Origin of the sequence: Thermosynechococcus sp. HN-54 (assembly GCF_023650955.1) — a bacterium.
GTDB lineage: Bacteria > Cyanobacteriota > Cyanobacteriia > Thermosynechococcales > Thermosynechococcaceae > Thermosynechococcus.
On the sequence record NZ_CP098039.1, the window covers coordinates 549015 to 561640 of the forward strand.

Genomic DNA, 12626 nt, shown 5'->3' on the forward strand with positions numbered 1-12626 from the left:
ATGGCACCCAAGCTGCGGCTCCTGATTGTTGAAGATGATCCAATGATGCAACTGGGGCTAGGACAAGCCCTAGGAGAGCAGTTTGCTGTGGTGGGTTATGCCGAGGATGGCTATGGTGCAATTGATTTGACACGGCAGTTGCAGCCGCAGGTGGTTATTATGGACATTGGCTTACCAAGGCTAGACGGGATTGCTGCCACCCAACGACTGAAGCGAGAATTTCCTGACATTCATGTGGTGATGCTCACCTCACACCAATCAGCTCTTGAGGCCGTTGCTGCCCTTTCTAGTGGTGCCGATGCCTACTGTATCAAGGGGGAAACCGTTGAGCGATTAGTGATGGCGATCGCTGCTGCCCAGGAGGGAGCCACCTACCTCGATCCCCAGATTGCCCGCCATGTGATCCAGCACCTACATCCGCCCCAACCGACAATGGACTATCACCTGTCGCAGCGGGAACTGGATGTCCTGAAGCTGATGGTGGAAGGTTATAGTAACCCTGAAATTGCCAGTAAGCTGTTTTTAAGCCCAAACACCATCAAGACCCATGTGCGCGGTATTTTGAACAAGTTGGCGGTGGATGACCGTGTGCAGGCGGCAGTTGTTGCACTTCGTAACGGTTTAGTCTAGGCCTTCCACGAGACTCAAGGGCACTTGTTATCGTGAAGGGGAACCGTCGGTGTGTAGAGTCTGTGTCCCATGGCATCCCATAGTAGTGAGGCAACGGTTTTAGCTTCGGATCAAGAATCATCCCCCTTTCTGCAAATTAGTACGCCCGCTTCCGTCGAGGAGTTTCCGCTCCTGCAACCGGTGGTACGGGTAGGGCGATCGCCCCACAACGAGATTGTGATTTCCTATCCGACCATTTCGCGGCATCACTTTGAAATTGTTAAGACGGACACCGGCTATCGTATCCGTGACTTGGACAGTAAGCTCGGTCTGGTCTATGGCGATCGCCCCCTCAAGGAAAAAGACTTGAAGGATGGGGATACCTTTTACATCGGTGCCAACGTCAAAATTGTCTTCCGCGAAAGCCAAGTTCAATTTCTGCAAAAATCAATCAGCTTTCAGGGCAAGACGGTTCTGCGGATTGGCCGTGGCGATGACAACGATATTCGGATTGATCACCCGCAAATTTCTCGTCATCATGCCAAGATTGAACGTCAGGGTACGTCCATTGTCATTACAGACTTAAACTCCTCCAACGGGGTCTTTTGCAACGGCAAGCGCCTAACCAAACCCCATGCACTGCGGATTGGGGACAAAATTCGCATCGGTCCCTATCTGCTGCAAATCAATGTTGATGAAACCATCACCGTTGACAATGAAACGGGGAGTATCCGCCTTGATGCCTTTGGCTTAGAGAAAGTCGTCAAAGGGAACAAAAAACTGCTCCACGATGTGTCCCTCTCGATTTTGCCGCGGGAATTTGTGGTGGTTGCCGGCGTTAGTGGGTGTGGCAAATCCACCCTGTTGCGGGCGCTGACGGGCTTTAACCCAGCCTCCAGTGGCACGGTCTTGGTGAATGGCAACGATCTGTACCACAACTTTGATGCCTACCGCTCTCAGTTTGCTTACGTGCCTCAGGAGGATATTGTCCACAAAGAACTCACCGTTGAGGAAGCCCTCGACTTTGCTGCCCAATTGCGCATGCCTGCTGACATCACACCTACTGAACGCCACAGCCGCGTCGAGGAGGTGATGCAGATTTTGGGGCTGAGCCAACGGCGCGATGTGCCGATCAAAAATCTCAGTGGCGGTCAACTGAAGCGGGTTTCTATTGGTGTTGAGTTAATTACCAAGCCCAGTTTGTTCTTTCTCGACGAGGCGACCTCGGGTCTCGATCCCGGTACCGAGGCGGATGTGATGAGTCTGCTGCGGCGTTTGGCCAATGATGGCTGTACCGTCGTGCTCATTACCCATGTCACAGAAAATATCAAGCTGTGTAATCTGGTATTGTTTCTTGCCGCAGGGGGGCGCATTGCCTATTTTGGACCGCCGGATCAAGCGGCTGCCTACTTTGGGGTGAATTCTTTCAATGACATTTATCCCTTGGTGGAGCGGGAACGCAGTCCTGAGGAATGGCAGCAACGCTATCTCAACTCCCCGCAATACAAAACCTACGTTCTCGATCGCCAGAAGTCGGTGGTGTGTCACCTCGATCATGGACGCACCCCAGATTCCCAAGGGAAACGTGCCAGCAAAATTCCCCAGTACCATCCCGTCTCAGGGTTACGCCAGTACTTAATCCTGTTGCAGCGGGAAGCAGCCGTTTTGATGCGCGATCGCGTGAGTTTAATTCTGAATTTCTCAATTCCTTTCTTTATTGGCTTGCTGGACTTAATTATTTGGGATCGCGAGGTTTTTGATATTCGCAAAGGCGATGCCGCCACAGCGATTACAATGCTTTTTGCCACAGCCCTAGTGGCGGTGATGGTAGGCAACTTAACCACGATGCGCGAAATTGCCAAGGAGCGAGAAATTTATCGCCGTGAGCACCTAGTGGGGCTGAAAATTGGGGCCTATGTCTTTTCAAAAACAACAGTGGCGCTATTGCTAGCCCTTTATCAGGCCTCTGCCTTTCTCCTGTTCAAAAACATTGCCATTGATTTTCCCGGCGATAGCCTCACTCAAGTGCAGTTGTGGATCACGATGTTCTTGGCCTCCTTTAGCGGCATGATGATGGGGCTATTGGTGTCGGCACTGTCGCCGAATACGGCGATCGCCCCCCTGCTGTTGATTCTTTTTATTATTCCTCAGGTGACGTTTGGGGGAGGGATCATTGCCCCTTCGCAAATGAACCCCATTGGTCAGGTGATGAACCTCTTCACCTTAACGAAGTGGCCCTTTGAGGCCTTTGTGACCATTACAGAACTGGGCAAAGATGTGGCTCTCGATCCCTGCTGGATCAAACCCAATGAGACTCATTCTGCCGACACCTGTCGCTGCACGGGTGCCCAACTCTTTAAGACCTGCTACTTCCCTGGCGTGCGCGGTTACTATACGCCTGCCCTTGACGAGCCAGAACCCCAAAAACCGCCAGAGCCAGCGACACCCACAACGCCTGCTGCCTTTGCCACCTTCCAGCAGGAGATGACCACCTACAAAGATGATCTGGAGGTCTGGCAGGAGCAGTATTCCAACTGGATGCTGAAGCGAGAGAAAGCCATTGGCCAAGCAGAGGGAATCATTGACCGCCTTTACAATATCTACGGCGAGTTCTTTGATGTCAATGTGCAGCGCCATTGGCTGATGATTGTCTTGTTTATTGTCCTCATGTTTGGCATGATTGTCGGCATTCAGATTTATTTCGACACGCTGCACTAAAGGCGGCATTGGTGAATTCCCTCATTCCCTTAGGACAAACCCAACTCCAAGAATATGTCACCGCCCTTGCGTGGGGCGATCGCACCCTTTTGGCGGCGTCAGCAGCCGGCGAAGTCTATGCCATTGACCCAGTAGTGGGGGAACAACTCATGCTTCGGCCGGCGACTGATCAAAGCTTAAATGTCCTTGCCGTTTCTAGCGATCGCCAGTGGTGGGCAGCGGCCGGGGAACAGGGTCAGGTGCTCATTGGTTCCTTAGCTCACCCTGAGAATCTTCAGGTGCTCCACTACGGTTCCCACTGGATTGATCAACTCGCTTGGCATTCCCAAGCTCCTTGGGTAGCCTTTAGCCTTGGCCGCTATGTCCAGATTTGGGATGCGGCTCAAGCCGATGTCATTGCCACCCTTGATTTTGCGGCCTCCTCCGTTCTCGCTTTAGCTTGGCAACCCAGCGGTGAGGCTTTGGCCGTTGCGGGTTATGGCGGTGTACGGGTGTGGTCGGCTGCGGATTGGGATGCAGACCCCCAAGAACTAGGGTTTATGTCTGCGGCGGTGGGGGTGGCATGGTCAGCCACAGGGGACTATTTGGCGGCTAGCAACATGGATCACACCCTTTTTGTCTGGCGATGGGGCGATCAATATCCGTGGCAGATGCAGGGCTTTCCCGGTAAAGTTCGTAACCTGAACTGGCTAGAGACGCCAGACCAAGCTCCCCAGCTCCTCACTAGTTCCCAAGAGGGGATTATCCTTTGGCAGCTCAGTCAGAATCACAGTGGTTGGCAACCCCAAGTTTTGGACTTACACCGTGGCACCGTGCGTGCCCTCTCCATTCATCCCCAAGGTCAAGGATTCGTTTCCAGTGGTGATGAGGGATGGCTCTGTTATTGGCAGCAGACCCAGCCGCAGCAGTTGTTAGAGGGTGCCGAAGAGTACTTTAGCGCGATCGCTTGGCATCCCAAAGGAGCCTATCTCGCGGCCGGGGGGACCCAAGGGGAACTCTGGGTTTGGCAATCCACTTAAACACTTAAAGAGTAAGGGCATGGTAGCATGTTGCTGCGGGTTCGATTCAATTGCCAATGAAACTCATCGATCGCTATGGCCGTCTTTTTGGCAAAGTAAGTCTCTTAGACGTTGGGGCAGGAGTTGTACTTTTGTGCGTCTTGGCGGCGTTGTTCTTACTGCCAGGGCGATCAGGCACCTCTCTAGCACAAATGACAGCCGCACAGCCCATTGAGGTGGATATTTTAGTCCTCGGTCTTAGCACTCCCACCCCGCAAGACCTCATTCCTAAAGGGAGCACCGCCAACTTCATTATTCGCAACCAGCCCTACGGTCAAGTCACCGTAAAAAATGTCCAAGTGCTGCCGCGAACGGTCACCGTTTCCCAGCCTGATGGGTCGGTAAAAGCACTGCCAGACCCCCGCCCAGAGATGGCCTATAGTAGCAACTTACTCCTGACCCTCGAAGGCCGAGGCCAAATCACGAACAATGGGCCTGTGCTCGGGAATACAGCCATCAAAGTGGGGACACCTGTTGAGGTGGAGGGCAAAGAATATAATTTTCGTGCCTCAGTGATTGCCGTTAGGCCGTTGTAGGACAGTAGGCAATGCAGTCAATTTCAACCTTGACTCCCTTCGGCAGTCGCGATACCTCCACACAGGCACGGGCAGGTGCCGTCTCAGCATCCATGTACTGAGCATAGATTTCGTTCATGGCCGCGAAGTCATTGAGGTCTGCAAGATACACGGTTGTTTTCACCACCTGTGACCAATCGCTGCCTGCGGCCTTGAGGACAGCACTCAGGTTTTCCATTACTTGGCGGGTTTGCTCCTTGACATCTTCGCCACCGACAATCTCACCCGTTTTTGGATCAAGGGCAATTTGCCCTGCAAGAAAGACCCATTCCCCTTGCCGCACGGCTTGGCTATAGGGGCCAACGGGCATAGGCGCATCAGTGGTATAAATAATCACTTTTGTCATAAAACTTAAAACAATTACATCAAGGGCGCGATCGCCCCAAACGCTCATTCTAAAGGGGATTGAGCCACATCTACCTGTGGCGAATCAATGGATATGATAGCCCATATATTATGCATTTATACCCCCACAATCATGTCAAGAATTCAAGCATCTTAAATAATGTTAATTATCGGCAAAGTCTGTACTCCCCTTCTATAATGCTGAATTGAGCATTCGCCTCCTGAACGGGCTTTATCGTTCCATTCTGGGTCTTTAGATTCACGATTCTTCACAATCATTGATCTAAAGATCTTTCTATATTGCCGAGGTGAATGCCCTCGTTCCTTCCTTGCCTAAGAGAGAGGAGAGACTCGATGACCATCAGTCCACCGGAGCGAGAGCCAAAGGTCAGAGTCGTGGTTGACAGTGACCCGGTGCCCACATCGTTTGAAAAATGGGCAAAACCGGGGCATTTTGACCGCACCTTGGCCAGAGGACCCCAAACCACCACATGGATTTGGAACCTCCACGCTCTTGCCCACGATTTTGATACACACACGAGCGACCTTGAAGATATTTCCCGCAAGATCTTCAGTGCACACTTCGGCCATCTGGCTGTGGTGTTCATCTGGCTGAGTGGGATGTACTTCCACGGTGCAAAATTCTCAAACTATGAGGCTTGGCTGGCCGATCCCACCGGTATCAAGCCCAGTGCTCAAGTGGTCTGGCCCATTGTGGGTCAAGGCATTCTCAATGGTGATGTCGGCGGTGGTTTCCACGGCATCCAAATCACCTCGGGGCTATTCCAACTGTGGCGTGCCTCTGGGATCACCAATGAGTTCCAGCTTTACTGCACCGCAATCGGTGGCTTGGTCATGGCTGGCTTAATGCTCTTTGCAGGCTGGTTCCACTATCACAAGCGCGCTCCTAAGCTGGAATGGTTCCAAAACGTGGAATCCATGCTCAACCACCACTTGGCCGGGTTACTTGGCTTGGGGTCTTTGGCTTGGGCAGGTCACCAGATCCACGTCTCGCTACCCATCAATAAACTCTTGGATGCAGGGGTTGCTGCTAAGGATATTCCCTTGCCCCACGAGTTTATCCTTAACCCCAGCTTGATGGCCGAGCTATATCCCAAAGTGGATTGGGGTTTCTTTAGTGGCGTCATTCCCTTCTTCACCTTTAATTGGGCTGCCTACTCGGATTTCCTGACCTTTAACGGTGGCTTGAACCCTGTTACCGGTGGCCTGTGGCTGTCGGATACGGCTCACCATCACGTGGCGATCGCCGTCCTCTTCATTATTGCCGGTCACATGTACCGCACCAACTGGGGAATCGGCCACAGCCTCAAAGAGATTCTTGAAGCCCACAAAGGTCCCTTCACCGGTGCCGGCCACAAAGGTCTCTACGAAGTGCTGACCACTTCTTGGCATGCCCAACTGGCCATCAACCTTGCCATGATGGGTTCGCTGAGCATTATTGTGGCGCAGCACATGTATGCAATGCCCCCCTATCCCTACTTGGCCACCGACTATCCCACCCAACTGTCGCTGTTTACCCACCACATGTGGATTGGCGGCTTCTTGATCGTAGGGGGTGCTGCCCACGGCGCCATCTTCATGGTGCGTGACTACGATCCAGCAATGAATCAAAACAACGTTCTGGATCGGGTATTGCGCCATCGGGATGCCATCATTTCTCACCTGAACTGGGTGTGCATCTTTTTGGGCTTCCACAGCTTCGGCCTGTACGTTCACAACGACACGATGCGCGCCTTTGGTCGCCCCCAAGATATGTTCTCGGATACGGGGATCCAACTTCAGCCCGTGTTTGCTCAATGGGTACAACATCTGCACACCCTAGCCCCTGGTGGCACCGCTCCCAATGCAGCAGCGACTGCCAGCGTCGCCTTTGGTGGTGATGTGGTTGCTGTCGGTGGCAAAGTTGCCATGATGCCCATTGTCTTGGGAACTGCCGACTTCATGGTGCACCATATTCACGCTTTCACGATCCACGTGACAGTGCTGATTCTGCTGAAGGGCGTACTCTTTGCTCGCAGCTCTCGCCTCATTCCCGATAAAGCCAACTTGGGCTTCCGCTTCCCCTGCGATGGTCCCGGTCGTGGCGGTACTTGCCAAGTCTCCGGTTGGGATCACGTCTTCTTGGGTCTGTTCTGGATGTACAACTGCATCTCCGTTGTGATTTTCCACTTCAGTTGGAAGATGCAGTCCGATGTCTGGGGTACCGTTGCCCCCGATGGCACGGTGTCTCATATCACGGGCGGTAACTTTGCCCAAAGTGCCATCACCATCAATGGCTGGCTACGGGACTTCCTGTGGGCACAAGCGTCTCAGGTGATTGGCTCCTATGGTTCAGCCCTATCCGCCTACGGTTTGTTGTTCTTGGGTGCTCACTTCATTTGGGCCTTCAGCCTCATGTTCCTCTTCAGTGGCCGTGGCTACTGGCAAGAGCTGATTGAGTCCATTGTTTGGGCCCACAACAAGCTAAAAGTTGCACCGGCCATTCAGCCCCGTGCCCTGAGCATTATTCAAGGCCGCGCCGTCGGTGTAGCCCATTACCTCCTAGGGGGGATTGCCACGACTTGGGCATTCTTCCTAGCTCGGATTATTTCTGTAGGATAGGGGCGAGGAGGAGATAACCAACTATGGCAACTAAATTTCCGAAGTTTAGCCAAGACCTCGCACAAGATCCGACCACACGCCGGATTTGGTACGCCATCGCCATGGCTCACGACTTTGAAAGCCACGATGGCATGACCGAGGAAAATCTTTACCAGAAGATTTTTGCCTCCCACTTTGGGCATCTGGCCATCATCTTCCTGTGGGTGTCTGGCAGCCTATTCCACGTTGCGTGGCAGGGGAACTTTGAGCAATGGATTCAAGACCCTGTCAACACCCGTCCCATCGCCCATGCGATCTGGGATCCTCAATTTGGCAAAGCCGCAGTGGATGCCTTTACCCAAGCGGGGGCTTCTAACCCTGTGGACATTGCCTACTCCGGTGTCTATCACTGGTGGTACACCATCGGTATGCGCACCAACGGTGACTTGTACCAAGGTGCCATCTTCCTGCTGATTCTGGCTTCGCTGGCTCTCTTTGCTGGCTGGCTGCACCTACAACCCAAATTCCGTCCTAGCCTCTCTTGGTTCAAGAATGCCGAGTCCCGGCTGAACCATCACTTGGCAGGTCTGTTTGGGGTTAGCTCCTTGGCTTGGGCCGGTCACTTGATTCACGTCGCCATTCCAGAGTCCCGTGGTCAGCACGTGGGCTGGGATAATTTCCTCAGCACCATGCCCCACCCCGCTGGTCTGGCGCCCTTCTTCACGGGTAACTGGGGGGTCTATGCCCAAAATCCCGATACCGCCAACCATGTCTTTGGTACGGCAGAGGGGGCGGGCACGGCGATTCTCACCTTCTTGGGTGGCTTCCATCCCCAAACAGAGTCCCTGTGGCTCACGGATATGGCGCACCACCACCTTGCCATTGCAGTTCTCTTTATTGTGGCGGGTCACATGTACCGCACCCAGTTTGGGATTGGCCACAGCATTAAAGAGATGATGGATGCCAAGGACTTCTTTGGCACAAAGGTGGAAGGTCCCTTCAATATGCCCCACCAAGGCATCTATGAAACCTACAACAACTCACTGCACTTCCAGTTGGGTTGGCACTTGGCCTGCTTGGGCGTGATCACCTCCTTGGTGGCGCAACATATGTACTCGCTGCCGCCCTATGCCTTCATTGCCCAAGACCACACCACGATGGCTGCCCTTTATACCCATCACCAGTACATTGCTGGCTTCTTGATGGTGGGTGCCTTTGCCCATGGTGCCATCTTCTTGGTGCGCGACTATGATCCAGCCCAAAACAAAGGCAACGTTTTGGATCGGGTGCTGCAGCACAAAGAGGCGATTATTTCCCACCTAAGCTGGGTGTCCCTCTTCTTGGGCTTCCACACCTTGGGTCTCTATGTCCACAACGATGTCGTGGTGGCCTTTGGTACTCCTGAGAAGCAAATCCTGATTGAGCCGGTGTTTGCTCAGTTCATTCAAGCGGCTCATGGGAAACTGCTCTACGGCTTCGATACGCTGCTGTCGAATCCCGATAGCATTGCCAGCACTGCTTGGCCGAACTACGGCAATGTCTGGCTACCCGGCTGGCTCGATGCCATCAACAGTGGTACCAACTCCTTGTTCTTGACGATTGGTCCTGGGGACTTCTTGGTGCACCACGCCATTGCCCTAGGTCTGCACACCACCACCTTGATTTTGGTCAAAGGTGCCTTGGATGCCCGTGGCTCCAAACTGATGCCCGATAAAAAAGACTTCGGCTATGCCTTCCCCTGCGATGGCCCTGGCCGTGGCGGTACCTGCGATATTTCCGCATGGGATGCCTTCTATCTGGCGATGTTCTGGATGCTGAACACCATTGGCTGGGTCACCTTCTACTGGCACTGGAAACACCTCGGTGTCTGGGAAGGCAATGTGGCGCAGTTCAATGAAAACTCCACCTACCTCATGGGTTGGCTGCGGGATTACCTGTGGTTGAACTCGTCCCAGCTCATCAATGGCTACAATCCCTTTGGCACCAATAACCTGTCGGTATGGGCATGGATGTTCCTGTTTGGTCACCTTGTGTGGGCCACAGGCTTCATGTTCCTGATTAGCTGGCGCGGTTACTGGCAAGAGCTGATCGAAACCTTGGTGTGGGCGCACGAGCGTACTCCCTTGGCCAATCTTGTCCGCTGGAAAGACAAGCCTGTGGCGCTGTCAATTGTTCAAGCCCGTTTGGTTGGTTTGGCACACTTTAGCGTCGGCTACGTCTTGACCTACGCTGCCTTCCTCATTGCCTCAACCGCAGCTAAGTTTGGTTGATTGGGTTGATTGAGAATGCTATGTCCCCTGCCCCTGTGGTGGGGGATTTTTTATGCCTTTGTCCAAACAGTTCTTGCGACCTATGATGTTCAGGAGTGCTGTTGTTTCTCTGGGCTTGAGCCTGCCAGCCGTATTTCTACCTATGATGGCTCAGGCCAACTGTCATGCGGTTATTGCGGAGGTTCAGCAAAATCTGATCTCACGCTTTGGCGTTGTTGTGCGTGGTGTAGAGACTCGTCCAGTCGTTGAGCGCACGAATCCCTTTAGAGATCGCGATAAGTGGTTAATTTTTGTCCTTGAACACAATACGCCTCGGCGGCAAAGGGCTGCCAACCAACTCCTTAGGAGTGTTGATTTACGCAGGACGTATGCCCAGAGAATTACCGACAACTGTACAAATGTCGCGATCGTCAGCTTTGGACTCGCAGCAACGGGCATGATGGTGTCAGTTTATCGGATGCCCGATGGCACTGTTCGTGAGGCCGTTTATGTTGATCCTGCTGACAGAAGGGAGCCAAATAGGCCGTTACCTTGGGGATATCAACCCTGTTGTTTGTAGTTTTAGTTTTGTATCTCATCCTTTAGAAAACGGTTGTATTGTGCTAAAGGTTAGAATTTTTTAACGTATCTCAATATTCTATAAACTTAAAAATTATTTTCTTTAAGATCACTCTATCCTTCGGCTATAGTGAGACTGAATTCCGCTACTGGTTTTGACTGAGGGTAGTTGTGATGCAGGGTAGAGTTGCTTATTTTATTCTTCCGTATGAAAATCATATTGGATGGTCATTAGCGCAACTGAGTATTGGAGAACCTTCCCCGATCGCTGGCGAGAATTCAGCAAGTCCAGCCTTTGACCTCAACAATTTGGGTGCTCTTTTAAGCCAAGTGGTCATTGCCGTTGTTCTGTTGATCATTGGCTGGATTGTTGCAACCATTTTGGCAAAGGTGACGCAATCGCTCCTTAAGCGGACACGGTTTGATGAACGGTTGACTCAGTTTGTCGGGGGTGATGACTCCCTACGGGGTCTATCCATGACCCGAATTCTTGCAGGGGTGGTCTTTTGGGTCATCTTTTTGCTGGCAGTGGTGGCCTTTTTGGATGCGCTGCGTTTGACAACGGTGTCCCAGCCCCTCAATGCGTTTCTCAATCAAGTTTTTAGTTTCTTGCCGAAACTGGGGGCAGCTATTTTGCTGGCGGCGGTAGCTTGGGTGGTGGCTACCCTAGCAAAAATTATGGTTGTGCAGTCTGCCCGCTCTTTGAATTTGGATCGTCCGCTGCAAGAGGTAGCCGTTGAAGAAAGTTCGCAAGAGGCTGCACCGCCGCTGCTTGTCAGCGAAACCTTGGGGAATGCCCTTTATTGGTTTGTCTTTCTTTTTTTCTTGCCCTTGATCTTGGGGGTGCTCGACCTCCGAGGCCCCCTGCAGCCGGTGCAAAATCTCCTCAATGATATTTTGGGGGCACTGCCCTTTGTGCTCAAGGCAGGGATTATTGCGGTTGTGGGTTGGTTTGTTGCCCGCATTGTGCGGGGATTAGTGATCAACCTGATGACTGCGATGGGAATTCAGCGGATTGGTCAGCGCTTGGGTCTTGGGCAAACCAGTTTAGGCCAGTCTCTGGCGACGGTTATTGGCACGATTGTCTATGTCTTAATTTTGATCCCGACAGCGATCGCCAGCCTCGACGCCCTGCAAATTGTGGCAATCACAGAACCGGCAATAGCGATGCTGAACCAAGTGCTGACCGCCTTGCCGCGAATTTTTACTGCGGTGATTATCTTAATTTTGGCCTATGTGATTGGTCGCTTTGTCGCCGAGACTGTGCAGAGCTTTCTACAAACGATTGGTTTTAATCAGGTGGTTGTCTGGTTGGGTATTGAATCTGTCCCTGCCACTGCTGAAGAACCTGAAGCTCGTCCCCCTGCGGAGCGTCCTTATCGCTGGCGGCAACCCTCTGAAGTTGTGGGAATTGTAACTTTAGTGGGGATTATTCTCATTGGAGCGATCGCGGCGGTGGAGGTGCTCAATATTCCTGCCCTCAGTGCTTTTGTCAGTGCCCTTGTGGTGATCCTCGGTCGGGTGCTCGTGGGTATCCTCATCTTGGCTGTGGGGCTATACTTTGCCAACTTGGCGTTTCGGATTCTCGCTAGTTCGGGAACTTCCCAAGCCCGTTTTCTGGCTCAAGCGGCACGGATTGCAATCATGACGTTTGTGGGGGCAATGGCGCTCCAGCACATGGGCGTTGCCACCAGTATTGTTAACCTTGCCTTTGGCTTACTCTTTGGCTCCATTGCGGTGGCGATCGCCCTCGCTTTTGGGTTGGGATGTCGCGCGATCGCGGCCGCTCAGGTGGAAGAGTGGATTGCCTTGCTCAAGGGTAAAAACTCTAATCCAGAGTAAGACTTTCCCTTAGACTCGGTGTAATTTAACGTCAGTTTGGGATAAGAAGA

9 protein-coding genes are annotated in these 12626 nt (G+C 52.6%); 8 read left to right on the forward strand and 1 reads right to left on the reverse strand.

The features are described 5' to 3' along the window. The 4 genes from NBE99_RS02680 to NBE99_RS02695 all read left to right on the forward strand — a co-directional run bounded on the left by NBE99_RS02680 (position 1) and on the right by NBE99_RS02695 (position 4921). Complete coding sequence (locus NBE99_RS02680) at positions 1 to 630, forward strand: response regulator transcription factor (protein ID WP_250682970.1); 630 nt, start codon at positions 1 to 3, stop codon at positions 628 to 630. A 69-nt stretch (positions 631 to 699) separates the two neighbouring features. Beyond that, positions 700 to 3327: an FHA domain-containing protein gene (locus NBE99_RS02685; RefSeq protein WP_250682971.1), complete on the forward strand. Its 2628-nt coding sequence runs from the start codon at positions 700 to 702 to the stop codon at positions 3325 to 3327. Between the two features lie 11 nt (positions 3328 to 3338). Continuing rightward, complete coding sequence (locus tag NBE99_RS02690) at positions 3339 to 4346, forward strand: WD40 repeat domain-containing protein (protein ID WP_250682972.1); 1008 nt, start codon at positions 3339 to 3341, stop codon at positions 4344 to 4346. A 56-nt stretch (positions 4347 to 4402) separates the two neighbouring features. Beyond that, positions 4403 to 4921, forward strand: coding sequence for a DUF4330 domain-containing protein (locus tag NBE99_RS02695; RefSeq protein ID WP_250682973.1), 519 nt, complete (start codon positions 4403 to 4405; stop codon positions 4919 to 4921). Here NBE99_RS02695 and NBE99_RS02700 read toward each other — a convergent pair. Continuing rightward, on the reverse strand, positions 4908 to 5306 hold the full coding sequence (locus NBE99_RS02700) for a RidA family protein (RefSeq protein ID WP_250683681.1): 399 nt from the start codon (positions 5304 to 5306) through the stop codon (positions 4908 to 4910). The two genes, NBE99_RS02695 and NBE99_RS02700, sit on opposite strands and share 14 nt — an antisense overlap. A gap of 413 nt (positions 5307 to 5719) precedes the next feature. On the opposite strand from NBE99_RS02700, the gene psaA reads away from it, so the two are divergent. From psaA to NBE99_RS02720, 4 genes are all read left to right on the forward strand, one after another. Next, positions 5720 to 7927 (forward strand): photosystem I core protein PsaA, encoded by a 2208-nt coding sequence (psaA, locus tag NBE99_RS02705; protein ID WP_399371030.1) that lies wholly within the window; start codon positions 5720 to 5722, stop codon positions 7925 to 7927. Between the two features lie 23 nt (positions 7928 to 7950). Then, complete coding sequence (gene psaB / locus NBE99_RS02710) at positions 7951 to 10176, forward strand: photosystem I core protein PsaB (protein WP_250682975.1); 2226 nt, start codon at positions 7951 to 7953, stop codon at positions 10174 to 10176. A 142-nt stretch (positions 10177 to 10318) separates the two neighbouring features. Continuing rightward, on the forward strand, positions 10319 to 10735 hold the full coding sequence (locus NBE99_RS02715; RefSeq protein WP_250682976.1) for a hypothetical protein: 417 nt from the start codon (positions 10319 to 10321) through the stop codon (positions 10733 to 10735). Positions 10736 to 11043: 308 nt separating this feature from the next. Continuing rightward, positions 11044 to 12576, forward strand: coding sequence for a mechanosensitive ion channel (locus NBE99_RS02720; RefSeq protein ID WP_250682977.1), 1533 nt, complete (start codon positions 11044 to 11046; stop codon positions 12574 to 12576). Positions 12577 to 12626: the final 50 nt, after the last annotated feature.

Coding starts and splice junctions, on each gene's coding strand:
- NBE99_RS02680 (WP_250682970.1), top strand. CDS start 1: ATGGCACCCAAGCTGCGGCTCCTGATTGTTGAAGATGATCCAATGATG.
- NBE99_RS02685 (WP_250682971.1), top strand. CDS start 700: ATGGCATCCCATAGTAGTGAGGCAACGGTTTTAGCTTCGGATCAAGAA.
- NBE99_RS02695 (WP_250682973.1), top strand. CDS start 4,403: ATGAAACTCATCGATCGCTATGGCCGTCTTTTTGGCAAAGTAAGTCTC.
- NBE99_RS02700 (WP_250683681.1), bottom strand. CDS start 5,306: ATGACAAAAGTGATTATTTATACCACTGATGCGCCTATGCCCGTTGGC.
- psaB (WP_250682975.1), top strand. CDS start 7,951: ATGGCAACTAAATTTCCGAAGTTTAGCCAAGACCTCGCACAAGATCCG.
- NBE99_RS02715 (WP_250682976.1), top strand. CDS start 10,319: ATGATGGCTCAGGCCAACTGTCATGCGGTTATTGCGGAGGTTCAGCAA.